The organism is Porcincola intestinalis (assembly GCF_009696445.1).
In the GTDB taxonomy this organism is placed as follows: Bacteria; Bacillota; Clostridia; order Lachnospirales; family Lachnospiraceae; genus Porcincola; species Porcincola intestinalis.
In genome coordinates, this window is the sequence record NZ_VULZ01000018.1 from 25,559 (window position 1) to 51,689 (window position 26,131).

Annotated in this window: 22 protein-coding genes; 18 read left to right on the forward strand and 4 right to left on the reverse strand. The window is 44.6% G+C overall.

Annotation, left to right across the window (positions count from 1 at the left end; genetic code table 11):
* The first annotated feature begins 9 nt into the window (after positions 1–9).
* The gene (locus FYJ35_RS13215; protein ID WP_154527320.1) at positions 10–777 is read left to right on the forward strand and encodes a TraX family protein; all 768 of its coding nucleotides are present in this window, start codon (positions 10–12) and stop codon (positions 775–777) included.
* 224 nt (positions 778–1,001) lie between these two features.
* Positions 1,002–1,592 (forward strand): recombinase family protein, encoded by a 591-nt coding sequence (locus FYJ35_RS13220; protein ID WP_154527322.1) that lies wholly within the window; start codon positions 1,002–1,004, stop codon positions 1,590–1,592.
* A 353-nt stretch (positions 1,593–1,945) separates the two neighbouring features.
* Here FYJ35_RS13220 and FYJ35_RS13225 read toward each other — a convergent pair whose 3' ends face one another.
* Together FYJ35_RS13225 and FYJ35_RS13230 are read right to left on the reverse strand one after the other, a co-directional pair.
* Positions 1,946–3,808 (reverse strand): SPFH domain-containing protein, encoded by a 1,863-nt coding sequence (locus FYJ35_RS13225; protein WP_235906577.1) that lies wholly within the window; start codon positions 3,806–3,808, stop codon positions 1,946–1,948.
* Between the two features lie 266 nt (positions 3,809–4,074).
* Positions 4,075–4,773, reverse strand: coding sequence for an MIP/aquaporin family protein (locus FYJ35_RS13230; RefSeq protein WP_154527325.1), 699 nt, complete (start codon positions 4,771–4,773; stop codon positions 4,075–4,077).
* Between the two features lie 1,324 nt (positions 4,774–6,097).
* Between FYJ35_RS13230 and FYJ35_RS15015 the strand changes: the two genes are divergently transcribed.
* The 8 genes from FYJ35_RS15015 (at position 6,098) to FYJ35_RS13270 (ending at position 16,951) form a co-directional block, all read left to right on the forward strand.
* Positions 6,098–10,840 carry a Cna B-type domain-containing protein gene (locus tag FYJ35_RS15015; protein ID WP_205839844.1) on the forward strand — a complete coding sequence of 1,581 codons (4,743 nt, stop codon included), beginning with the start codon at positions 6,098–6,100 and terminating at the stop codon, positions 10,838–10,840.
* A gap of 781 nt (positions 10,841–11,621) precedes the next feature.
* Positions 11,622–11,897, forward strand: a complete 276-nt coding sequence (locus FYJ35_RS13240) for an HU family DNA-binding protein (protein ID WP_154527327.1) — start codon at positions 11,622–11,624, stop codon at positions 11,895–11,897.
* Positions 11,898–11,963: 66 nt separating this feature from the next.
* Complete coding sequence (locus tag FYJ35_RS13245) at positions 11,964–12,920, forward strand: hypothetical protein (protein ID WP_154527328.1); 957 nt, start codon at positions 11,964–11,966, stop codon at positions 12,918–12,920.
* Between the two features lie 57 nt (positions 12,921–12,977).
* A complete protein-coding gene (locus FYJ35_RS13250) occupies positions 12,978–13,607 on the forward strand; it encodes a hypothetical protein (RefSeq protein WP_154527329.1) in 630 nt (209 codons plus the stop codon).
* Positions 13,608–13,924: 317 nt separating this feature from the next.
* Positions 13,925–15,352 carry a DUF6612 family protein gene (locus tag FYJ35_RS13255; RefSeq protein WP_154527330.1) on the forward strand — a complete coding sequence of 476 codons (1,428 nt, stop codon included), beginning with the start codon at positions 13,925–13,927 and terminating at the stop codon, positions 15,350–15,352.
* 309 nt (positions 15,353–15,661) lie between these two features.
* Positions 15,662–15,862, forward strand: coding sequence for an ATP-binding protein (locus FYJ35_RS15425; protein ID WP_328597094.1), 201 nt, complete (start codon positions 15,662–15,664; stop codon positions 15,860–15,862).
* Positions 15,863–15,960: 98 nt separating this feature from the next.
* Positions 15,961–16,401, forward strand: coding sequence for an IS66 family transposase (locus tag FYJ35_RS15430; protein ID WP_154527331.1), 441 nt, complete (start codon positions 15,961–15,963; stop codon positions 16,399–16,401).
* Entirely contained in the window at positions 16,331–16,951 is a 621-nt protein-coding gene (locus tag FYJ35_RS13270; protein WP_205839845.1) for an IS66 family transposase, read from the forward strand. The genes FYJ35_RS15430 and FYJ35_RS13270 overlap by 71 nt, the downstream gene beginning before the upstream one ends.
* A 312-nt stretch (positions 16,952–17,263) precedes the next feature.
* On the opposite strand, the gene FYJ35_RS13275 is transcribed toward FYJ35_RS13270, so the two are convergent.
* Together FYJ35_RS13275 and FYJ35_RS13280 are read right to left on the reverse strand one after the other, a co-directional pair.
* A complete protein-coding gene (locus tag FYJ35_RS13275) occupies positions 17,264–18,541 on the reverse strand; it encodes a hypothetical protein (protein ID WP_154527333.1) in 1,278 nt (425 codons plus the stop codon).
* Positions 18,542–18,546: 5 nt separating this feature from the next.
* The gene (locus FYJ35_RS13280; RefSeq protein WP_154527334.1) at positions 18,547–19,266 is read right to left on the reverse strand and encodes an ABC transporter ATP-binding protein; all 720 of its coding nucleotides are present in this window, start codon (positions 19,264–19,266) and stop codon (positions 18,547–18,549) included.
* A 615-nt stretch (positions 19,267–19,881) separates the two neighbouring features.
* On the opposite strand from FYJ35_RS13280, the gene FYJ35_RS13285 reads away from it, so the two are divergent.
* The 8 genes from FYJ35_RS13285 (at position 19,882) to FYJ35_RS13320 (ending at position 25,630) form a co-directional block, all read left to right on the forward strand.
* Positions 19,882–20,094: a hypothetical protein gene (locus tag FYJ35_RS13285; RefSeq protein WP_154527335.1), complete on the forward strand. Its 213-nt coding sequence runs from the start codon at positions 19,882–19,884 to the stop codon at positions 20,092–20,094.
* Positions 20,069–21,259 carry a glucosaminidase domain-containing protein gene (locus tag FYJ35_RS13290; RefSeq protein WP_154527336.1) on the forward strand — a complete coding sequence of 397 codons (1,191 nt, stop codon included), beginning with the start codon at positions 20,069–20,071 and terminating at the stop codon, positions 21,257–21,259. Before FYJ35_RS13285 ends, FYJ35_RS13290 begins: the two co-directional genes overlap by 26 nt.
* Before the next feature lie 123 nt (positions 21,260–21,382).
* A complete protein-coding gene (locus tag FYJ35_RS13295; protein ID WP_154527337.1) occupies positions 21,383–21,886 on the forward strand; it encodes an RNA polymerase sigma factor in 504 nt (167 codons plus the stop codon).
* Positions 21,887–21,897: 11 nt separating this feature from the next.
* Positions 21,898–22,659: a hypothetical protein gene (locus FYJ35_RS13300; protein WP_154527338.1), complete on the forward strand. Its 762-nt coding sequence runs from the start codon at positions 21,898–21,900 to the stop codon at positions 22,657–22,659.
* A 1-nt stretch (position 22,660) separates the two neighbouring features.
* Positions 22,661–23,551 (forward strand): ABC transporter ATP-binding protein, encoded by an 891-nt coding sequence (locus tag FYJ35_RS13305; protein WP_154527339.1) that lies wholly within the window; start codon positions 22,661–22,663, stop codon positions 23,549–23,551.
* The gene (locus tag FYJ35_RS13310) at positions 23,529–24,761 is read left to right on the forward strand and encodes an ABC transporter permease (protein ID WP_154527340.1); all 1,233 of its coding nucleotides are present in this window, start codon (positions 23,529–23,531) and stop codon (positions 24,759–24,761) included. Before FYJ35_RS13305 ends, FYJ35_RS13310 begins: the two co-directional genes overlap by 23 nt.
* Before the next feature lie 233 nt (positions 24,762–24,994).
* Positions 24,995–25,234, forward strand: a complete 240-nt coding sequence (locus tag FYJ35_RS13315; protein WP_205839846.1) for a DUF6870 family protein — start codon at positions 24,995–24,997, stop codon at positions 25,232–25,234.
* A gap of 138 nt (positions 25,235–25,372) precedes the next feature.
* Positions 25,373–25,630, forward strand: coding sequence for a recombinase family protein (locus FYJ35_RS13320; RefSeq protein WP_154527342.1), 258 nt, complete (start codon positions 25,373–25,375; stop codon positions 25,628–25,630).
* Positions 25,631–26,131 lie beyond the last annotated feature (501 nt).

Genomic DNA, 26,131 nt, shown 5'->3' on the forward strand with positions numbered 1-26,131 from the left:
AGGTATGACATGAGATTCGGATTAAACAGATCACAACTGAAAAACATAGCACTGGTATTCATGGTTCTGGACAATGTCTGGCTGCGTTTTTCCACGGGCTTCAGCAGTGTGGCGCATTTGGTGACACGGTTTGTGGCACCGCTGTTTGCATGGCTCATGGTAGACGGTTTCTTCCATACGAAGTCCAGAACCCGCTATTGCAGACGACTATGGATTGCGGCGGTTTTGATGCAGATCGGCAATATCATTTCCTTTGCAATCTTCAAAGATAAAGGCATCACGGACAACATTTTTCTGACATTGGCTTTTGGCTTTAGCATGATCTGGCTGTTTGAACTCGCAAAGACAGAGGAACAGCGCCAAAAGAAAGTCTGGCTCCGGATCTTGGCCATCGCGCTGACTGCATTGGGACTTGCGCTGAGCATCGTTCTGTACATTCCGCTTCCTTTTGGAAATGTCATTATGCTGGAGGGTGGTCTGCAACTGATCCCGTTCATTCTGTTCGCTTACTTCTTCCACGACAGCAGGCGGAAACAGGCCGTAGCAATCTTTGTCTGCAGCCTGGTACTGTTCTTCACGCTGTACGGCGGTATCGAGGGTTATCAGGGCTTTGACATGTTCTGCGTGAACTCCGACTGGATGACCTTCCTGGTGATCCCCTTCATGTTCCTGTATAATGGAGCAGAAGGAAAGAAAAGTGCATTTGGAAGGTGGTTTTTCTACGCTTTTTATCCCATCCACCTGTGGGTGATTGCGATTGTGAGCGTTGTTTTATAAGCGGTGCCGCAAAACAAAAGCTGAGGAGTTCGATATCGACCGCTCTTTGAAAAAGCAGGCGGTCGACACACTGTTCAGTAAGCCCCTGCTCTTTCTTTTTCTGTCCCGCTAAAACTTTCCATGGTAAAAATGGGCTTTGCACCTTTTTGTGCCATGTTTTATTTGCATATAAATTTCAGAATCTCCCATAATTTCTATAGCAGAAATTTAGGAGGTTTGTATCTATGCGTTATGGGTATGTTCGGGTATCAAGTAAGGATCAAAACATTGATCGGCAAATGGAAGCAATGCGGCAGGCAGATGTTCCACTCAAAAACATTATCATTGATAAACAATCAGGAAAAGATTTCAATCGCGACGGCTACCAGCAACTTCTGGAAAAATTGAAGCCGAACGATGAACTCTTTCTTAAATCAATTGATCGGCTGGGACGTGATTATGATGAAATCATAGAACAGTGGCGCGTTCTTACCAGAAACAAAGCGGTGGATGTGGTCGTTTTGGATTTCCCGTTATTAGACACCAGAAACCCGGTTCATGGACTAACGGGAAAATTTATGGCGGATCTTGCGTTACAGATTTTATCCTATGCGGCACAGCTGGAACGTGAGAACATTCACCAAAGGCAGAGAGAGGGTATACGGGAAGCTCAAAAAAAGGGAGTTAGGTTTGGACGTCCTACGATGCCTCTGCCTGAAAATTATGAGGAAGTCCGAGAAATGTGGCGCAAAGGTGACATCAGTCTACGGCAGGGGGCCAGGCTTCTGGGAACAACACACGCCACATTTTCCAAATGGCTAAGAGAAACGTCCTAGGTTGGCCCAGGAAGCCTTCATGACTATTCTTCAGATATTCTGAGTTCCCATCGACGGGAACGCTTCATCTTGCAGATGCTGACTGTCGAGTCTGGCTGCAGGGCTACATCATCTCCAATGAGTTTTGCTCTATAACAACCAGGTTGGAAGGCCGTTATTGAGGGGGAGTCAGGCGTAAAGAATGAGCTGAAAATCGGAATATACAATTATTGGAGGGGGCCTCTCTCTGATTACACCTGCACGCAATAGTACATCGTTAGGAAAGATGGCTGCTTGATGGTTTATGAGACAAATTCGCTGCATAAAACAAAGTACGGAGGGGCTGCCTTTTGGCAACTCCTCCGTACTTTGTTTTATGCTTCCCCATCTGCATTTTTGCTGATTTCTGTCTCTTCAGGTTCCATGGAATCTTTTCCAGTTTCCGCAGTTTTCTTATTCAATTCTACCCCAAGTTTTTCGAGGGATACAAGCTGTAAAAACTGCTCAAGCGCATTTGCCATGCCCTGATCTTTTGCGCCATTCTGAATCAGATTATCTGGAACAATCTTGATCTTTCCGGATTTCAAAGCATCTGCCATAGCCAGTGCAACATCCTTTTGTACCAAAATTTCTGCACCGCCATAAGCTCTGACATTTTTCTCCGCGGCTTCTGCCTGGGCAGCTCCTACTGCGGTTGTCTTGTGTGCTTCTGCATCGGCAAGCTTGATAACTCTGTTCGCCTCTGCATCAGCCTCTACCTTGACGGCATTTGCCCTTGCCTCTGCGTCAATCTCGGTCTTGTACCGATTTGCATCCGTATCAATTTTTAGTCGTTCTTTGTTTTTCTCTGCAACACGTCTTGCCGCTTCTGCCTGGTTCGCATCAATATCAATCTGAACCTGAGACGCCGTCAGAGCAGTCTGCTTCTCTGCTTTCGCCTGCGCATCATTCAACTCCTGCAGCTTTGCCTCGGCCTTCATCTGCTCACTGTAGGTTTTAGATTGCTCCTGTGCGAGCTGGCGATCCGACAGCTGGTTTATCATCTTGTCAATTCTCGGATCATCGGAAGAGTCCGGTGTATCAATGAGCACGTCTTCAATCTCAAGATTAAATTTCTCAAATTCCGTGCCCATAGCGCTTTTGACTTCTTCCGTGATTTCAGACTTCTGCTGAATGAACTCAATGAGTGTTTTCTTTTCCGCGATCTTCTTGAAATGTGCAGAGATCATCGGATCAATGGTCTGTTCAACAAGCTTTTTCACGGATCCGAATCTTTGAATGACTCGCGGTGCATTTCTGTAATCAATGTGGACAACAATGGAGAGCGGAATATTTGGCTTATAGCCATCGTTTGTGACTACAGAGAGTTCGCGCAGGTTTTCATCATACCGCAGCTCGTTTGCCTGTCCGGACTTCCAGCGCAATACAAAGTTGTCAACCGGAACTTTCTCAACTTTGTATGCATATGGATTCAGCGGATACTTGCCTGTTCGAAGCGGATTGGCAAGCACGCCCTTGGATCCCTCTGCGACCAGATCTCCATGCTTATATTCCTCGCCTGTAACATCTTCCCCGTTAGCACCAAAATATGACGTCACAACGCCGACCTCTGATGCTCCGATGACGACATTGGATTCCAGCTTAACCGTGGCAAATAGCGAATTAATATAATACTTTCCCTGCGTCAGGATCTGAAGCTGGCGTCCTTTACGGCCGCCTGCATGCAGAAATTCATCAATTTTTTGGAAGTTGTTATGATAGGTCGTTGGATCTGAAGGATCATTGCCGACAATCGGGGCAACAACCTCTTTTCCCTTTATATCATCGGTCTGATTTAATGCAAGGCCCTCGTTTGTGGTGACTGTTCCTATGACGTCACAGGCGTCATTGATAATGATCGGTTTGAACCCATTCAAGTTCTGTCCTTCTTCGTTCACAGAGCCTGACGTTGCAATACGCTGCCGCATTTCTTCAATTTCTTTCCGGTCATCTCTACCAATTGGAATGTAATAGGCCTTTTCAGATGTCAGAATTACGAACTGTGCAAGATTGAATCCATAGGTTCCCTCACGCAGAACACTTCTCTGAATGCCCTTCTGTCCGCCATTTTCTATGAATGCTCTTGCGTCCTGATAATTGCTGCATTCAACGGTTTTCGCAAGTGCCTGATCCGGATCAAGCGGCCGTCCCGAACGGGCGAACACATAGCCCATCTCATCCTGCTTGATAGTAATCATCGGACACTTGCGTATTTTGTAGATGATTCGGCATTTGAAGTGCAGGCCCGTTCTTAAAATGTCTGCTTGGAAACCAGCTTCGCCGTGAAGCGCGATAAAGTCTCCGTTTTTTAAATGTCTGCCAAACCTTTTCTCGATAACTGCGACATCGTCAGAAGAAATAAGCACTGGGCCAACCAAAATATAAGCTGCGAGGAGCACAAGCACGATAATCATAATTGTAAAGATCGTATCTGCAAAAATCATTTGTTCCTCCTGTGTTCTTATTATTCAGAATCTTTTCCGGCAAGGCATCGATAGCAGACAGCGGCCGCTGCACCTCCAAGAAGCGGAGCAATTATGAAAATCCAAAGGACACTGGCGGCCGCATAGTTTCCATTGACAGCGGCAACAAGCGCTGGCCCGATAGAACGCGCCGGATTGACCGATGTCCCGGTCAGCCCGATTCCCAGAATATGAACAAAGGTAAGCGTCAATCCAATAACCAGGCCACCGAAGGACCCGTGGCCGGCTTTCTTTGATGTCACGCCCAAAATAGTCAGGACAAAAACAAACGTTAGAACCAGTTCAACAAGCAGCCCGGCTGCGGCAGAACCGTTTACCCCCGCAAGTCCATTGGCGCCAAAAGAGCCGGTCTGGTCAGGCACGTTTCCAAGTGTAAAAATGCCCATCAGCAGGAAACTGCCACAAATTGCTCCGAGAACCTGAGCAATGATATATCCCCAAAAGTCCTTTACGGACATTCTTCCGCTGAGCAACACACCAAGAGAAACTGCAGGGTTAATATGGCATCCTGAAATGTTTCCGATGCAGTATGCCTCCGCAACAATAGAAAACCCAAACGCTAGTGCGGTCAACAGGTAGCCTGATCCGCTGGATGCGTCACACCCAACGAGCATGGCAGTTCCGCATCCAAAAATGACGAGAACTGCAGTTCCGATAAATTCTGCAACATACTTCTTCATAAAAAGTCCTCCTTTATGGTTTGTTTGTCTGGTGAACGTGATGGAAATTGCAGAGATGAGTTCAAGCCTTACGCTCTCGAAATCTTTCCGAAAGTCAAGGATTTATTGGCAAAAATAGTAGACTTTATTAGACAAGAGTTTCCGGCAGAAAACGCATGTTTAGAAGGTCGACCTTCCCCATGATAATAGGCATTCTCAGTTATGGTAATTATAACAATATTCTGGAGAAAAAGTCTGCTTTTCTAACCAGTAGGCGCCAGCACAATCTATAGAAAGGACTATACCGCAAATGAGAAAAAAAGTAAAACAATTTCTCGGTACTGCGTTGGCTTTCGTAATGATTTTCGGAATGCTGACGCAGAATGTTATGGCGAATGAAGATACTGCGCCTTCGTCTGTTGCCAGTGAAACGCCCCCTGAAATCAATTCGGAAAATTCCTACCAGACAGAGGCCTCTACACAACAATTGGAGGAGACGTCTGAGGAACAGCAGCAATCACCTGACAGCACGGCGTCAGCATCTGCAGAAAGCGAAGAGGACTCGAAACAATCCACAGAGAATACAGACGAAAATCTTACGCGAGGATCACCGGCAGACAGCAGTGAGAGCATAACTGAGGTTGAGAACAACGACCCTCAGGAAAGTCCTGAATCGCAAAATGTTCAAAAAAACGCTCCCCGTCAAGTCCCAACGGCAACGACAAGCAGTGATTTAGCGCTTTTTTTAACGAATGTTTCTTCTAATCTTACGCCTAATGCAGATGGCACTTATACCGTTTCGTCTGGACAGAGCTTTACGCTAAACCTCACATTTCAGGAAGACGAAAGTAAACAGCTGGATGATACAGCAAACCTGACGTATACTGTTCCGTCCGGGTTGAGTCTGAACGGAGCATCCGGGACATTTGATGTAAGTGTCAGTGATGAAACAGGAAGTGGGATCGTCAGTGGAAACACTTATTCGGTGAGCGACGGGATTTTGACTGTGAAGCTGAATCAGAGTGACCCGAATTTCTCTCGTCTTCAAGCTGAAGGTGATGTTGGATTCACATTGAATTTTAATGCACAATTGAACGGGCAACCAGGCAGCATTACTTTTATTGATGACGTAACCTATAACTTCGACTATAAAGAGCCTGAAGCAAAGGTTTCTGTCAGTAAAAGTGGCACATATGACGCAAATTCTGGCCTTATCACATATACGGTGGACGTTGTTTCTACTGGTGCAAACACAGATGTGACGGTCACAGATAGCATATCAGGGACTGCGCTTGTTTATCAAAAAGACGTCTCCGGTACGTCCAATAAATCGGGGGCGCTTTCTGTGGCAGCATCGAATGCCGACTCCGGATTTACTTATGTTATTCCGTCCATGTCAGATGGTGAAAAAGTGACGCTGACCTACACGGCTAAAGTCGATTATAGTAAACTTTCCGGCGAGGGAAGAGGTACCTATGATGAAACCAACAACACCGTAAAAGCATCTAGTCCACAGGATCCAGAAGGCGATACAGCTTCTAAAGATTTTACTAATCTGATCCGGTATAAAACACTGGAAAAGACATCTGGCGAAACCTCTACGGATGCAAACGGAAATACGGTTGTTCCGTGGACCGTCACAGCCAATAAGTATCGTCAGATTTCCCTTGCGGGCAAACTCATCACGGATACAATTGATACTGCATCTCAGAACATCATGCATTATAGCGGATCCGGCATTACGATACTAGTAACGAAAGAAGATGGTTCTACAGAAACGCGAACCGCCAGTTGGGATCAACTGACAACAACATCCGATTCCAAGGGACTGATATCCTGGAGCTATCAGGTGCCGGCTTCGGATGGAAAATACAGATATCAGATCACCTATGATACCACTGTCGTTACTGCAGGGTTGATTTCTAATCCGACTGTAAAGAATCGCGTAACAGACGGAAATATCAATGCTGATGGTTCCAAAGAAATTGGAATTGGCGAAGATGATCAACTTACGATTAACAAAGAAGTTGTCAGTACAAGCTCTGCTATGACTACGTGGAAAGTAACTGTTCATGTGCCAAAGTCTGGTTATGACAACCTGACTGTAACGGATGTTTTGCCTTATCAATGGCTTCATGATAAGCCATATGCAGACTCCCTGGTCGCTGGTTCAATTCAGGTCATTGGTCTTGTGGGTGATGAATCCTATCAGATGGAAGAGGCCATTACAGAGAATTCCGCAAACTCGTTCACACTAACGTTCTATCGGGATGCCGCTCATAGTGCGCCAGGTCTTGTAGCAAATTCAGAGAGCCGAGACATTATTATCACGTTTTCCACTAATAATAATCCGGAATGGATGAAGTTGTATGAGACAGAGCGTGTGGAGTGGTATAGGCAGCATACGAACAATGTTTCTGCAAAGGTGAACGATATAACCAAGACGGATTCTGCCACCTCCACACCGGCAAATTCTACCATTGTAAAATCTCTGACCAGGCAGAGCACGACAACAATTGATGGTGTTACTTATCCGGTTTATGACTATGAATTGAAGCTGGAGAATGTTACAGAGGATTCCGCCGTCTTAGAAGATACCTTTGACACCAAGTATCTAAAATACTATGAAGCATCTGGCGTTTCAATCGTCGGCGGAGACATTTGGGGGCAATATGATACAAATGGTGGCGCTGCGACAGTCACCGATGCCGGCACCGGCATCACGATACATGTGTCATCTTTCCCTAAGAACAAAGGCGCAATGTATGACGTCTATGATATCCGTTACTCGTTGATCGTAAAAGATGCAGCTGCGCTGAAAGCGTTGGATGCGGCAAGCATCGCAAGCCCGGATGGTGTGACGCTGAAAAACACAGCAACATGGAATGGTCAAGCTTCGAACGAGGCAACGGTGACTTACAAATATGATTCTCTGAGCAAGGAGCTGAGCGTTACTCCGTCCAATGACAATCATTATCGTGCGACCTATCGTTTGGTTGTAAACCCGAATGCAGAGGATCTGTTGGCTGGGTCCGACCAACTGACGCTGACAGATGTGTTGTCCAGTAACCTTCGTTTTTTGGAAGACACACTACAGATCACACCATCCGATGGCGTCACATACCGTTATCAAAATTCGACGCTTACAATGGAGATCCCGGATTCGACTTGTGTCGAGATCCTCTATAGTGCTTACGTGATCGGTGAGGATGTACAGACGTATACGAATACAGCAACGTTAGAGGGCGTATCAAAAAATGTTGAAGAAACAGTGACGATTGATTCTTCTGGAAGCGGAACCGGAAGCAATCCATATATTACACTGCATAAAGTCAGTGCATCGGATCACGCGTCCTTAGCAGGAGCAACCTATCAGTTATATCGCTATAATGCGTCTGGTGAAATAACTCCGGTAACCGATAACAGTGGGAACTCGGTATCGTTCACGACAAATGCTGAAGGTTTGGCACGAATTATAGGAAATCAAAACGCCTTAGGCTGGGTTCTCTGGAAAAACAGCCACTATGCTTTAGTGGAGACTGTTGCTCCAGTCGGATACTCTCTGAGTAAAGAGCCAGTGAATTTTACAATTTCCGACACAATCAGCCCTGATGATGCGGATACCTATTACAGCGGGGATGTGATCACGGTCTCCGATGAAGAAGAGAAAACAAGCGTCAGCGGAGGCAAGACATGGGATGACAACAACAACCAGGACGGCGCAAGGCCGGACAGCATCACGATCCGCCTCCTGGCAAATGGTACAGAAGTTGCCAACAAAACGGTTACAGAGAATGACGGATGGGCGTATGAGTTCACTGACCTCGCAAAATACATGAATGGACAGGAAATCACGTATACGGTCACAGAGGATGCTGTCGAGGGCTATTCGAGTTCTGTGAGTGGCTATAATGTTACAAATACCCATACGCCAGGCAAGACCAGCGTGGCTGTAACAAAGGCGTGGAATGACAGCGGCAATCAGGATGGAAAGCGTCCGAACAGTGTCACTATTCATCTCCTCGCTGACGGAGAAGATACTGGGAAGTCTGTTACGCTAACGGAAGCCAACAACTGGTCTGCGTCGTTTGTGGATCTGGATCAGAGGAAGAATGGCACAGATATAAATTATACCGTATCGGAAGACGCTGTTTCTGATTACACGACAACCATCACAGGCGATTCGGCTACCGGGTTCACTGTGACAAATACGCATACGCCGGAAACGACAAGCGTCAGCGGAAGCAAGACATGGGATGACAATGACAACCAGGACGGCACAAGACCGGACAGCATCACGATCCGCCTGCTGGCCAATGGTACAGAAGTTGCCAACAAAACGGTTACAGAGAATAGCGGATGGGTGTATGAGTTCACTGACCTCGCAAAATACATGAATGGACAGGAAATCACGTATACGGTCACAGAGGATGCTGTCGAGGGCTATTCGGGTTCTGTGAGTGGCTATAATGTTACAAATACCCATACGCCAGGCAAGACCAGCGTGGCTGTAACAAAGGCGTGGAATGACAGCGGCAATCAGGATGGCAAGCGTCCAAACAGTGTCACTATTCATCTCCTCGCTGACGGAGAAGATACCGGGAAGTCTGTTACGCTGACGGAAGCCAACAACTGGTCTGCGTCGTTTGTGGATCTGGATCAGAAGAAGAATGGCACAGATATAAATTATACCGTATCGGAAGACGCTGTTTCTGATTACACGACAACCATCACAGGCGATTCGACTACCGGGTTCACTGTGACAAATACGCATACGCCGGAAACGACAAGCGTCAGCGGAAGCAAGATATGGGATGACAATGACAACCAGGACGGCGCAAGACCGGCCAGCATCACGATCCGCCTGCTGGCCAATGGTACAGAAGTTGCCAACAAAACGGTTACAGAGAATGACGGATGGACGTATGAGTTCACTGACCTCGCAAAATATATGAATGGACAGGAAATCACGTATACCGTCACAGAGGATGCTGTCAAGGGATATTCGAGTTCTGTGAGTGGCTATAATGTTACAAATACCCATACGCCAGGCAAGACCAGCGTGGCTGTGACAAAGACGTGGGATGACAACAACAACCAGGACGGAAAGCGCCCGGACAGTGTAACCGTTCATCTTCTGCTAGATGGGGAGAATACCGGAAAGACTTTAACACTAGACGAAAGCAACCATTGGAGCGGAAGCTTCAATGATCTGGCTGAGTACAAAAACGGCACTGTCATTTCGTATACGGTAAAAGAAGACGCCGTTTCAGAGTACACGTCCAGGATCACCGGAACAGCTGCCACAGGCTTTGTTATCACAAACGCGCATACGCCAGAGACAGTTACGGTTTCCGGAACAAAGACATGGGATGATGCAGGGAATCAGGATGGAAAACGTCCTTCTTCCATCACCGTCCAGTTGATGAAGGCAACTGAGAACGGATCGACGACCATTGCAACAAAAATGGTAGCCGCAGACAGCAATGGAAAGTGGCAGTACAGTTTTGAGAACCTGCCGAAATATGAAAATGGGGAGCTTATCACATATAAGATCGGCGAGGAAACCGTAAAAGATTACACGCTCACGGTTGACGGGTATAACATGATCAATAAATACACACCGGCCAAGACCAACATCTATGTGGCAAAGACATGGAATGATGATCGGAACAAGGAGGGCATCCGACCCAAGAGCATCATTGTCCATCTTCTGGCTAACGGAGAGGATACTGGCAGAACGGTTACCCTGCATGCGGACAACGGTTGGAGCACAAGCTTCAGAGATTTGGACCTGTATGCAGATGGGGTGGCTATTCAATATACAGTTTCCGAGGATCCGGTGGCCGGTTATATCGCGACGGTTACTGGTGACAGCATCAAGGGCTTTACAATCACAAATACACATACACCTGGAGAAAAAGTGGCAACGCCCAAAACGCCGTTGACACCGACAAGTAAAACCGCGGTATCGTCGCCAAAGACCGGAGACACTTCCAATATTGTCCTGTACGGGACAACCTTTGCTACGGCGCTTATTGCACTGCTGGTTCTGCTAATTCGCTGCAGGAAGGGAAAAGCCAATTAAGCAGATGGCATTACCAACGTAACACAGAAAAGGAGGCGGAGGTCGGCCCTGCCGGGGCTGGCTTCCGCCATTACGATTCAAGGGAGACGAACCGGACAAGAGGAAATAGAAGAAAGCACTTAGAATGCTGGCGTTCTCCATATTTCTCTGTGCGCCAGCGGGCATTGGGAAACGTGTCCCTTCGGTGTTACGGAAACTGCTACTGCCCAGGCATCCGATACGGATAAAAAACGGGGTAAACAAATCAATTCAGACAGAGGGAACAACGCTGCCATATCGCGTTCACAATAGTCGACAAGCATTTAGGCGGTAAACTTGCTACCCTTGCTGGTTTTACTTCAGAACTATCACTGTACAAAGCGCAAGACACTGCAAATAATATGCACGGTTTCTTATGCATGCGCAACATGCAGTAATATATCTTTCCTGAAATTATTGGACTATAAAGAAGCCGGAATTCTTATCTGGCTATTTCGGAAAACGAATATAGCCGATACAGGTGGAAAGACAGAGTTCTTACATTGTGTAAACGTATTGTCATGCTTGAGCACTTTTAGACAAAAAATTAGCATGTTATTATCGAATACAGGGAGGTGAATTACTGTGGCTGAAATGTTGGCTAAGAATTTTGCAGAAATTAAAATCATACAAGGTAAGCAATAGTTAGGAGGGTGTGTAGTGCAATGCACCTTGTCTTTATGCAAAGTTTGGGGATTCAGGCAGAACAAACGCCTCCTTTTGCGGAAAGGAATGCATGACGTATGGCGAGGAGAAATGGTCTATGAACAGAACGGAATTAATTGATCAGGTCCGGCTTAAAACCGGGAAATCAAAAAAAGATGTTGAAGAGATTTTAACTGCGTTCATTGAGACGATATCAGAAGAGTTGGATAAGGGAAACAAGGTGAGTCTGGCAGGGTTTGGCACATTTGAGGTGCTTCACCGTACTGCTCGTTCCGGAAGAAATCCCCAAACGGGTGAACCGATCATGATAAGTGAAGGAAAGATCCCGAAGTTCAGGGCGAGTAAAAGGCTTAAAAGGCAATTGAATCAATAATTCTGGGTATCAAAAGATATACGTTTTCTAGTTTATATACAACAGCTTATCAGGCGGGAGAATATAATGGCAAACAAAAAAATTCTGGACAGGCTTCAGGAGGCAACCGGGTTAAAAGCGGATGATGCAAGCGGACAGCTTTACGGGTTCTACAACGGATACCATGTGCGCCTTGTTCCGTATAACCCGAATAACGCTTATAACTACATGGCCTGCGTTTCCCTTTCGTTTGGGGGAATGCAGCCGCGAAAGGAAGAATTAAAAGAGATTGCAGTCGGGATAAAGACACTCAGCCGAAGAGTTCAGGTGAAGGGTTTTTCAGTTTCCTTTTTTATCCGGTCAAAAATGACGCTGGAAAAGACTGCGGAGAATATCCGGACAGCACTTAGCTGTATTACTGAACAGCTCACGGTCAGGGGATATCGCGAATGCTGTGAAAACTGCGGCCGGGAGACTGCACTGGAACACTATCGTATGGGAAATAAGTATCAGCTTTTGTGCTCGGATTGTTTTTCCCAAAAAGGAAAGGAGATATCCGACAGGAGCCAAAGAGAAGCGCTGAAGGAAGAAACGGTAATTGGAGGCGTGATAGGTGCGTTGTTCGGTTCTCTTGTTGGAGCGGCGGTAATCGTGATTCTCGGACAGCTTGGATATGTTTCCGTATTATCCGGCATAGCCATGGGATTCTGTGTGTTAAAAGGGTACCGGCTTCTGGGAAACCGCATCAGCAGGAAGGGGATCGTTATCAGTTTCCTGGTAATTGCGCTTATGGTGTATGCTGCAGACCGGTTCGACTGGTCTCTGTCCTTTTCTCGGTGGTCAGAAGGGAAGGTGGACGTACTAACTGCCTTTCAATATTTCCCGGAACTTTTGAGGGAGGGGTATATCGACACATCCAGCTACGGGCTGAATCTGTTGCTTGTCTATGCTTTTTCTGTGCTTGGCGCCATCCCGACGGTTTTGAATATTATCAAAAGTGACCGAAACGCAAAGACGTTCAGCCAGATGGGAGCGGAGGAATAATCTATATAGGACAATTAGCGAAGCGTCTTAACAGGCTGGCATAGGAGGAAGAACGGCATGCAGCGGAACATAAAGGCCAGACCAAGATCAGGAAAGGAGACTTTTATGAATCGGTACTGGATGAAAGGTGCAGGAATCCTTATTTTTACATCTGCGATAACGTTGGCAGGTTGTGGGATAAAGAACCCGGAAGGCAATGCTTCGTCGGCTTCAAATGCTCCTGGCACATCATCTGCGGGGGTGTCCAGAGCAAGTTTCCAGACAGAGTACGGAAGTTTTGACCTACCGTCCGGTTGGATAAAAAATGAGGAACATTCCACAGTGGATAAGCCGCTTTTTGTCACCAAAGATTATAACGGGAATGGTATTCCGGATAATATCTCTGTAGAATATGGGACAAGTCATTATACAAAGGAGCAGGCCAAGGAATTTGGAGAAGCTGTATTAAAACAGCTGACGGAACAGTCACAGGGCGAAGCAGAAGGACAGATTACAGCATCAGGGGAGAATACAAAAAGCGGGGAATCGGTGCTGGTATACAATATGCCGTTATCAGACCGCGTTTGTACACAGTATTATATTGTTGGGGATCAAAGCTATGTGATGGTCTATGAGACAAATGTCAGCGGATCCACATCCTGTGATTCAGCCGCAGAGGAAATTGTGAATTCTTTTCAATGGAAATAGTGTAGTAAAAAGGAACCGCTACGGATACATACCAGATTATACGCGTCTCTGATTATACGGTTAATACCTCTGAAAAAGAGCATGGCTATCTTTGCCGTTTCCGTATATCAGATATGCAAGGCAATCGTTACTTTACTGATGACCTGGAGATCCGCCGGTGATAGAAATCCAGGTTGCAAGAAGGAGAAAAAATGAGAATTAATAAATGGAAATCGGTAGGAATAAGTGCGGCAACAGCAGTAATAGTATTCAGTATGTCGGCATGTGCAGGTGCGGCGCCAACTGCGCAAAGCGTTGCTGCCGGCGTAGAGAAGAGCATGGGCAGGGTTACTTCTGCAAGCGAAAATGTTGAGGTGGACTTTTCCGGAAGCCTGGCTGTTTCAGGGGTAACCGCGGATGTTTCCATGCATATGGAGAGCAGTGTGGAGGAAACAACGGATCCGTTTGCAGCACATGCCAATACAGAAGCCAGGCTCAGTGTTTTTGGGAATTCTACTAAATCAAAAACCGAGAATTATATGATAATGGAGGACGGGCAGCTTATTACATACAGTAACGCCGATGACAGCGGATGGGAAAAGACAACCACCAAATTGAAGGACAGTGAGAAAGACAAACTGATGTCTCTTTATAACAAAGACTTGTACAGCAAGATTGCGGATGGGAGCCAGGAGGCCACATTGGAGGAAGCAACAGAGAACGTCAATGGCAAGGCGGCTTATATTCTGGATACCACCCTGGAAGGGGACCTTCTGAAGTCGTTGTTCCTTGAATCCGTCAACTCAGAGTCGTCGGAAGAAGCTCTGAAGCTGGATGAAATCAACTGGGAAGATCTTTCGTCGGATGTGCGTATTTATATCTATAAGGAGACCAAACAGCCGGCGAAACTGGAAATGGATGCCAGCAAGATAGGGGAAAGCTATATGAAACAGCTTCTTGCCCTTTCTGCAGGAGACGACACCATGGATCTCGATGTGAATTCGTTTGATGTCAATATTACTTTTGACAAATATAACAAAGTCGAAGAAATAACAATTCCTAATGAAGCGATGAAAGCGGAGGAGAGCGCTGATGACAATCCAGGCAGCCTTCTTGATGAATTGGGCAGGGATGACTCCGGCAGTGGTGGAACAACATCTGCGTCGAGTTCCGATACGGAACCTACACCCGCTGAAAGCACATCTCCCACTGTGGATTCTTCTCAGCAGGCGCCTGCGAACCTGGGAACTTCCGACTGGACGGGAATGGCTTTTGCCCTGAATGGAGATGCGTACCAGATTCCTTTTGCTTATGCGGATCTGGTTTCACACGGATGGACCCTTGGCAAAGAGAGTGGATTAACAGAAGGTTATGTATTGAATCCGGGGGATAAACTGACTGCCCTTGCCGATCTGAAGAACGAAGCGTATGATGGGGACTTTGAATTTACGGTTGGTTTTGCCAATACCGGGGACAGTGTCCAGGATGTCACAAAGTGCAGCATCTGGTCTGTTTCTATGCGAACAGAATACTGTAAAACGGATAGCTACCCGTCCCTTGAACTTCCGGGAGGCATTACCTGGGGATCGACCGCAGAGGACGTAGTGAAAGCGTACGGGGAGCCGCATGATGAGCCGTACCGCTCAGATGATTTCGGCTATTCTGTCTATGATTATCAGACAGACGATTTTAACTGTTACTTAAAACTATCCATTTATGATAACGGCGGGGTGAAGGAGGTCAGTCTGCAGAATTACCTGAACTAATTCTGAAAGAAATCGTTTTTCTTTACATGATTAAAGATGCATAATGTAATAATGTAGCGGTGACTTCAAGCATCTCATCCACCGACCAACGCTGGTCGGTGGATGAGATGCTTTTGCTTTATGAGCTTCTGAGGAGGTGAAGTAAAGTAAGCGGTAAACCGCCAGTACCTTATTAAAAAATACAGCTGCCAGACTGTAGCGGAGCATTGCTCCGCTGGTCATTATACGAGAGTAATGGTTGGCCGTCGAACATGGCTCTGCCCAGCCGGAAAATGTTGCCCTGCTGGCCGCTAAACACGGCTATCTGCAATATCTTCTGGAGTCTTCGAAAGACGTTACGATCAATGGCCGACCATCTTTTGTTCGCAGTACAAAACGAGCGAATGGCATCCCCGCCTCGGCGGTGGTGTCGTTGCAGATGCCATCATGGACAGAATCGTCCATAATGCAATGACTATTAACTCAGGGACGCTGAATATGCGGGAATTCCTTGCCGCGCATCCAATCTGACCCTGCGGTATCGTTTGGCGGAAAGGCGGTACCCTTGTCGCGGACTCGCGGTACCGCTCGCCCGGATTGGCGGTCTTTTGACCGCGGAATATTCACATATGCTCTGTCTGGAAGCGGACTGCCCTTACCAGAACGCGGATGAAACGTTCCTGCGGGTGGTTGGCGAGGAAGGCAGCAGACCCGGCAGGAAGTATTATGTCTGGGTGTTCTCTGCCGGGGAGCTTCTGGAAGGCCATCCGGTCATTGTTTGCCGGTATGGTCCGTCACGCTCCGCAGAAAATCTGCGGGAACAGCTGGGCATCCTCGACTATCTCAGGACCATTACCTGCGATGCCTATGCCGCTTACGATACCGTTGCGAAGGAATCGGATGGAAAGATTTCCGTTTCAAACTGCCTTTCCCACGCTCGACGCCGCTGGGTGTTATGCGCTGGAAGTAATTCATCCAGGCGGGTACACCGACGAACAGATGAAGGAGCTACCGGAAGGGAAGGCTCTTATTCTGATTCAGGAAGTTTTCCGGAAAGATACGCCCCTTAAGAAACTCTCCCCGCAGGAACGGCTGGAGAAGCGTGACACAGAAGTCCGGCCGGCGATGAAGGCATACCTCGATTTCGTCCATTCGCTGAATCCAGAAGATCTCTCCCTCTCTGAAAAAGCTAGGGATGCAGTATCTTATTCCATCCATCATGAAGCCGGTCTCACAAAGTTTCTTGATGATGGGAATATACCTCCCGACAATTCGTTTTCCGAGAGAGTTGTGAAGGCTGTGGCCCTTGGCCGCCGCAACTGGCTCTTTGCCATGACACCGGACGGTGCCAGAACCATCTGTGCATTCGATACCTTTGTGGCAACGGCCAGAGCGAACCACGCCAATGTTTACTATTATCTGAAATATCTGATTGAAAAGGCGCCACTGATTCCTCAAACCGGTGGAGACGCTCTGCTGGATGATCTGATGCCATGGGCTGAAACATACAGAAAGTATGAGCAGGAACAGGCAGCGCAGGATGCATCCCTGGCGATCGGAGGAGAAGACTCTCCGCGGCCCAAGACTCCGCGAAAGAAAGACAAACAGCGGAGTGCCTGATTATAGCAGGAGACCCTTCGCCATACATCAGCCTCAGACCGGAGCACTCCGGTCTGTTTGGCATACCCTCAGCCCAGATTACCTGATTTACATGACAAAGTAATTCAAGCGCAATTTTCAATGTGCAGGCATCCGGCAGAAAGCCTGCCAGCACTTTACTTCAGGCTGCAAAAACTATAGCAGAAAATCAAGCCATTCCAAAGACGCCGATTATGTACCGCTCACCATAGATCTCTGCCATTATCGAAAAAAGCCAAAAGGATGAAACACAATCCCTATATAAAGTGGCCTCACAGTTGCGACTTGGTACAATCATAATAGAAAGAGTATAGATATAGCAAAAACTGACACGCTAAACAGAACGTAAAGTTTACTTAGCAATTTCCTGTTTTTAACTGAAAGTGTCATCGTGACTAGCAAATACACACTCAAAAACACCCAGTATAAGATATTGTAATATACTTTTCCTTTAAGTAAAACGGATATTACTATAGATATAGCAGTAATATAGAGCCAAGGAAAAAGAGCAAATTGAAAAATTATTTTTTTCTCTTTTACAGGCAAAAACAGTCCATTTGCTTGCTTTTCCATAAAGTCAATGATTTGCGACGAAAATTCTCGTATACTAATTTGAGCAATGCTATATATTCCCATAAGAAGCACAAAATATCGAACTTCTTTGATCTCTAGTATCGGAAACTCCCAAAAAAATGGAATTGTATATATGGTAAACGATAATGTAAATAGTATGACCCCAATAATAATGGGCGTTCTCCCTGTTCTGCTTATTGATATGAACGCTTTCCATATCAGTGGATAATGATCTAGTATCCATGATTTTTTTCTCGTATGTGGTATTTTTCTAACAAGCTTTTCTTTCGAATATTGTTTAAGTAAAATTACATTATTATTGTTTTGTGCCTCCAATACTTTTTCATAGTACACCATATCATCATTATATTTGTAATAATTTATTTCAAGAAATCTATTGCAGTAGACAAGTAGTACACTAATAATAATTAAGTTTATAATAATTAAAATGTGCGCTTTCAAACAAAATGCGCTAATCACTCCTCCCGCAAGGGCAGTAATACGCAATAAAATAATACATACCTTATTTTCTGAATTGTATATCCCCCATGCAGTTAAAGTTCCGATCATTAGACATAAGGAATAAGAAAAAAAGCAACTAACAAAAGCCTTTACATGAATAGAACCGCAAGTAATAAAAGATAAAATTGCGGAAAAAATGGTATACTTAATTACTTTTACCACAAATTTAAGTGCAAATAATCTTTGGAGTCTGGAATCATCAAAGCAGAAAAGTGTCATGGGTTTTACAATTATTTGTGGTGAGACTCTACCAATATTTTTCTTTAAGCTAAAAAATAATAAGATACCCATGCAAATTGCGAAAAATTTTTTATTTAAAGTCGGCTCCGCTGTTATTGATAGATAAAGGGGCCATCCAAATACCCAAAAAGCCCAGATAGCCGCTATCAATAACCCAATTAGGGCTGCATAAAGGTTCTTGACTAGGCGAATATTCTCCCTTATCCTATTCAGGAACAGATACTTATACACTTTCATTGACCCTACATCCTCTCCTTGATCAAGCTCAAATATACCTTCTCCAATGTGCTATTAGGGTTTAAATCAAATTTCCTAATAATATCTGATTTCGTGCCATACGCAAGTATAGTACCACTATCGAGCATAACATATTTATCACATAAGCCTTCCACCAGATCTAATAAATGCGTTGAAATTAAGACCCCTTTTCCTTGTGCTTTTTCTTCAAGAAGAAAGCTCTTAAACTCATTTATTTGTTGCGGATCCAACCCATTAAATGGCTCATCTGCAATAAGTAGCTTGTGTGTCCGTAACATTGAAATAGCAATTAGCATTTTCTGTAAAGTCCCTTTAGAAAGCATACTGGGAATTTTATATAAATGCTCTTCAAGATTCAAACGCCTGATAATTTCATTTATATCTATTTTATTTTCTGGATAAAGCGCCTGTACAAAATTTAGATGCTCTATAAGTGTGAGTTCCTCATAATAAACGGGTTCATCAGGAATGTATGAGATTTCTAATCCACTTCTTGGTATACTAATTAAATCTTTTCCATCAATGAAAATTTTTCCATGATTTGGCTTTAATCTTTTTACTATATTATAAATAGTGGTAGTCTTTCCCGCTCCATTGGCACCAATCAGTCCTGTTATTTCACCTCGATTTATTCCAAAATTAATGTCTCTTAGAATCATATTCTGCCCGTACGAAAAAGATACATTTCTCAATTCGAGATACATCGATTTTCCTCCCGCTCTTCTTTTTTATTTTCTTTTAAAGCAAACACTATTGACAAAAGCAACAGGTGCCAAAAATCTCCATCCATTACGTATGAACAAGTATCTCCAAGGGCATATATATTTTGTAGAACATTTATCAAATTTAGTTCCTTAGTGATTTTTACTAATTTCGTTGCCGTTCCATTTTCAAACTCATAGCCTTCTAGAAAGGCAGTAAAATTCATAGTTTCTGGATCTAAACTTTCATCAAATCCATTTAGACGCTTATTGTGTACCGCTCACCTTTGAACAATCACATTTTACCAGAAATCGAGCTCTTTTTTTTGCTCACTTATTAGATGAAAGCAAAAAGCTTGAAAAACAAAGTAACTATGCGGCTTTCAGCTGCAATCATCGTGTAACGGTGAATAATTCAGGATTAAATATAGTGATAAAAACTATATTTTATCAGTATATTTAATTATTGCATACGGCAGATCCCAGTGGCCGCTTTTGCGGCCGTAAGTGACCACGGAGCAGAGCGAGTGGCCGGGTTTATTGAGTTTTGAATTCCGTTATCTCCTATAATGAGAACGCCCACCTATAGCGGTGGAGATTCTTATTAGGAGGTAGCCTATGCTAGACTACAGAGACATTCTCAACAAATACTTCGTGATCAAGTTGTCGGTGAGAGAAATCAGCCGGCAAACCGGTATGAGCAAGTCCGGGATACAGAAGTTTATCCACGTATTCGAAAAATGCGAAGATCTGGATTTCCCACTCCCGCCCGGGATCACAAACGCCGGGATTGCCATGAAGGTGTATGGCAATCCAGACAATGGTGCCTGACCCCTTTGAGAAGCTCTGCATTGACATCTGTAAGCGTAACGGCAAGAACAAGCTGATCTGGTTCGGGGACAAGGATAAGACGCTGAGTTATTCTCCGAAGAGCGGGAAGATGATCCTGACGGTTCATAGGTGGTTTGCGAATAAGTCCTGTCCGGGCAACTGGATGTACGCGAGGATGGGCGATCTGGCTGAAAAGGTGACGAAGGCGCTGCAGGGTTCCTCTGATTCAGGCGGCGGTTCAACTTCAAAGTGGACTCAGGCATCTGTCCTGAAGGATCTGTCTGAAGCGGATGCGATCAAGAAGGTCGGTGCGCTGTTTACGGCGGATCAGAAGAAGAACGGTATCCTGGCGTCGGTATCGCTGGCTCAGTTCATTCTGGAATCCGGTTATGGAAAGAGCGAACTGGCTCAGAATGCCAATAATATCTATGGAATGAAGTGCAACCTGTCCGGGAATACCTGGAGTGGATCCAGCTGGGACGGCGAGAGCAAGTATACGAAGAAGACGCAGGAACAGAATCCTGACGGCAGCATGGTCACGATTACGGCTGACTTCCGGAAGTATTCCTGCATTGAGAATTTCATTGCTGACCATTCCACTTATCTGCTTGGGGCGAAGAACGGCAGCAAGCTGAGATATGCAGGTCTGAAGGGATGCACGGATTATAAGAAGGCTGTCCGGATCATCAAGGACGGCGGCTATGCCACAAGCCTGACCTATGTGGAGAAGCTTTGCTCCATCATTGAGAAGTGGAATCTGACCCAGTGTGACGCGAAGGATTCCGGAGGTGAAGCGGTCAGGTGGTACCGTGTCAGAAAGACATGGGCGGACAGCAAGAGCCAAAAGGGCGCTTATAAGGTTCTGGCCAATGCGAAGAAGTGCGCGGATCAGAATCCGGGATACAAGGCATTCGACACTGACGGCAAGGTGGTGTATGAGCCGAAGGCGGCGGAGCCTGCGGTGAAGGTGCCGTTTCTGGTCAGGGTGAAGATTAGTGACCTGAATATCCGGAAGGGACCAGGGACGAACTATGACAGGGTTCAGTTCTGTCCTCCAGGAGTGTACACGGTGGTTGCCACTTCCAAAGGAGTTGGGGCTTCGCTCTGGGGGAAGCTGAAGAGCGGGATTGGATGGTTGAGCCTGGACTATGTTCAGAGGGTCTAAAAAATATGGTCGGTGGAGATTGATTTCTCTGCCGGCTATTATTTTTTTTCAACAGACTATCTTTTTGATGTTTGTTTCCGTTATATATATAAAAGAGTGTTTTGCAAGCGGAAAGGAGGAAAAATGGATGCTGATTGGATTTTAATACACAAGATACGCACTGGCGATGAAGCAGCCATTGATGCCTTCGTCCGAAAATATTATCAATCCATTTTGAAATATTGCTTTTATAAAACCTCAGATGAGATGATAGCGGAAGATTTAACACAAGAGACATTTTACCATTTTTTTAAATCGTTCTCTACATATAAGCATAAAGGGAAATTGGCTAATTATCTTTATACTATAGCTGGTAATTTATGCAAGGATTACTGGCAAACGGAGGACAAAATACATTTTGAAGAATTGACGGAGAGTGTTCAGGCTGAGGCCGACAGTGATAATGAGAAAGCGAAAGTCATGGATGCTGTTGAAAGGCTGCCTAAGGAATTTAAGGATGTGATATTGATGCATTATTTCTATGATATGAAACTACAGGAAATTGCTGCTTCGGAGGGTATCAGCCTTCCGTTAGTAAAGTATCGTTTGAAGAGAGGAAAAGAGATGCTGAAATCTTTTTTGGGATAGGAGGACGGAGCATGAATGTAGACAAGCTGTTAGATAACAATTTAAGAAAATCCAGTCGTATTATTCCAGATGAGAACGCTATCAATAATACGGTAAAAAGAGCAAAAGAAGCCTACTGGATCGGAGAGACAGAAAGATATGTGTCATGGCCAGAGTTTATTTACCAGCAGATGTTTTATATCAATAAAATGTGGTGGCTTTTTCAAGCAGTTGTCCTTTTGCTTTTGTGGTTATTGCTTAAATATGCAGTAAGTGGTATGTACGCTGAACGGTGTATGGGCATAACCGCTCCTATTTTTGTTATTTTATTTTTACCTGAATTATGGAAAAACTATAACTATCAGTCTATGGAAATTGAGTGTGCTGCATTTTATTCATTGCAAAAGGTGATGGCAGCGAGGATGCTGTTGTTTGGAATGATAGACCTTGTTTTGCTTACGGCATTTATGGGCATAGGCGTTGCATCTACAGAAATCACAATGCGGGAGATGATTATTCAATTTATCCTGCCCATGGTTGTTACTACTTGTATTTGTCTCCGGTTTTTCACCGGACATTTTGCAAGAGGAATGGTGCCGTCTATTATAGCCAGCCTGTTTTGGCTTACGTTATGGACATTAGTTGTGCTTCGAGAAGATATATATTCTAAGGTTTCTACATCGATATGGATTATTTTGATAATTTTTGCACTGCTCTATATGTTCTATTGCATTTATCGGATTATGAAAGAAACGGGGCAGATGTATACCTATAACATGATAGGGGGAATATGATATGGGATTAGAAATTATGGATTTAACAAAGGAATTTCATGGGTTTAAGGCAGTAAATCGCGTAAGTTTTTCGTTTGATAATAATGGGGTTTACGGATTGTTGGGGGTAAACGGAGCTGGTAAGACAACATTAATGAGGATGATTTGTACATTGATTCATCCGACATCTGGCTCTATTACATACGATGGGAAAGACATTTTTGAACTGGATGGGGAGTACAGAAAGATTTTAGGATATTTACCGCAGGAGTTTGGCTTCTATCCGGAGTTTACTGTTGTTGATTATCTCAGATATATAGCATCTATCAAGGGGCTTTCCCAGGTTGCTGCCCGAAAAAAGGTGGATTTGGTATTACGACAGGTTGGAATGGAAAAAAGCAAAAGGATTAAAATGAAAAAGCTATCGGGCGGTATGAAACGAAGGGTTGGAATAGCACAGGCTATTTTAAATGATCCGCAGATCTTGATACTTGATGAACCGACAGCTGGATTGGACCCAAACGAGAGAATCAGGTTTAGAAATCTTATAAGTGAGCTTTCACAAAATAGAATCGTGCTTCTTTCTACACATATCATTTCTGATATTGAGAGTGTGGCAAGCAGAGTGTTTTTTATGAAGGACGGTGAAATTACGCTTTCGGGAAGGGTTGAAGAGATACTTGGTACAGTTCCGGCTAAGGTGTGGATCTGTGAAATGACACCAGAGGAAGCAGATAGAATTCAAAAGCAATATAGTGTTTCAAATCGAAGGCTACATCAAGGGAGTGTGGAGTTAAGAGTTATAACGGAAGAGAGGCCTGTGGAGAATGCCAGAGAAGAAAATCTGACACTTGAGGACTTGTTCTTATACGTTTTTGGAGAGAAGGGTGATGATACAAATGGTGAGATTTGAGATAAAGAAAATGCTGTCAAAAACCGGAGGGAAGATAGCATTAGTCATGATTTTCATGATTGTTGTGATTGTTTCTGTTTTTGCTGTAAGAAGTGTAGATTTTGTTAAATCGGATGGAAGCAGCATTACTGGAATCAGGGCGGCTAAGGAACTTCGATATATGAAAAGCGCTTGGACGGGATATTTGACTGAGGATGTGTTTGCTGAAGTAATTCGCCTTAATGCAGAAGTCGAAGAAACACCGGAAGCGCAATCTAAAGACTGGCATGAAAGCAATAAAGCTTATGCTATGAAACAGGGATATCTTGATATACGTGATATCATCAACAGTGCATTAAGTCCTTTTAGAGAGTATAACTATTACAATATTGACGGCGCTGATCCAGGGGTTGCTTCAGAAATATATGAAAGACGGATTGCTAATCTTGAAAAATGGCTGGCCTCAGATGAAGCAAAAGACAGATACTCTGAGACAAAAAAACAATTCTTTGTTGATCAATATAGTGAAATTGAAACCCCCTTGTATTATGAAGACGCGGATGGATGGAAAGCCTTGTTGGAATACTCGAAGACTGTTATCATGTTGACAATGCTGATCCTTAGTTTTCTTGTGTGCAATATATTTTCCGGTGAATATCACCTAAAAGCGGATTCGGTATTTTTTTCGTCATTGGAGGGAAGAAGAAAAGGCGTGAAAGCGAAACTTCTGGCAGGGTTATTGCTGATTTCTATAATATATTGGAGCGTTATTCTTATCTACAGTTTAGTTGTGTTATCTGCTTTAGGAAGTGGTGGATGGAACTGCCCAATACAAGTAAGCCTTTATGGATGGAAGAGTTTTTATAACATAACATTTTTAGAAAATTATACTTTGACAGTTTTGGGTGGATATGTAGGAATTTTGTTTATATTAACCACTGAATTGTTCATATCTGTTATAACGAGATCAGCAGTGGTTTCGATAACGTTTCCTTTTGTATTATTATTTTTGCCGTCATTTGTGGGAAGCATTAACTCAATTTCCGGAATATTAGGACTGATGCCGGATCAGCTTCTACAGATCAGTGTTGCAGTAAGGTTATTTAATGCGTATGAATTTGGAAATACTGTTGTGGGGGCACTACCTATTTTGTTCATGGTGTACTCAATGCTGTTTATGATCTTGATTCCTGTTATTTACAGAGTCTTTCGAAGGGCGGAAGTGTGTTAGACTCCTTTGGGTAATAACAGCAGAAATATGGTCGGTGGAGATTGATTTCTCTGCCGGCCATTATTTTTTTGCCTTCAAGGTTTAAAACTGCGGATTTTCTTTGACTGGGATGTGAGAGGAAGAGCCACATCCGGCAGAGGGAATCTATTTTTTTGTGTTTGAAATAAATTCTGAACTGTGATTGTGCATACCACGAGCCTCGTCTCCATTCCCAAGTAGGAGGTAAGGCACCTATGACTATTGAAGAAATGAAAGCCGTTGATATCAGAACGGTAGATCCCAAGACTCTGGTGGATGTCACTACAATCAAGATCGATGAGAACTTATCTAAGGAAGAACGAGTGGCGGAGTTTTTAAGGCAGGTGAAGAATCCTTACTGTTTTCGCGTAGGTGATGTGGTTGTAAAGAATGTTTATAGCACTGATGGTGTTACGCTACAGGATCGGTTTGAGCAGTTCGCCAGGACATTGTAAGAAGTCCTTGGACATCGCACCAAGTCAATGATTATGGGTTTAATCTGTGATACTTTGAAAGCGGACTAAGCCGTCATAGGCTTCCTCCTTTTCTGGTTGAGGATTGGGCTCCAAGAGATCAGAACAGGAGGAATTACAATGACGAAAAACAAAACATATCGTGCAGCCGTGTACCTAAGGCTGTCAAGAGAAGACGGTGATGTTGCTGATGGCGGAAAACAGGTCAGCAACAGCATCGCTAATCAAAAAGAACTGGTCATGGACTATCTTAAGTCCCACCCTGAGATCACGGTCGTATCCACCTATACGGATGACGGCTTCAGTGGCGTTAATTTCGAGAGACCGGAATTCCAGCGGATGCTCTCTGATATCAGAGCAACAGTGGAGCAACAGTGAGACCCCTTTGATGGAAAAACGGAATGAATTGCCAAGGAGCTGTATTATCTGCTCGCAGCGCGAGCCAAAGGCATGGCCCTCCATGCTGATGGAGGATGAGGTATCATCCAACTCGTTGCTCAAGCGGGTGACGAAACACTACATCGTTATGATTGAACGAAAAGTGGCTGATTAACCCCGGCCACTGGCAACGCCTAGTGGCCACTGGCAAACGCACTGGTGGCCACTAGGCGGCGCAAAACGCAATTATTCAGCAGACACTAATTATCCCTCTTCGCTTATGACTCAATTGCAGTAATTTTCTTTTAAAATACGCAATTTTCTAGAGAGAGTGTGGTATTTTTTCTGTAAATACGGAATAAGGAATTCCTTCAGGGTCTCCTGTGATATACACTTAATCACAGGAGGCCTTTACTATGCCAAGAAGCGAAAAGAAACCCGTCCACAAAGTAGTGATGACTGAAGGTAAACGTCAAATCATTCATCAGCTTCTCCAGGAGT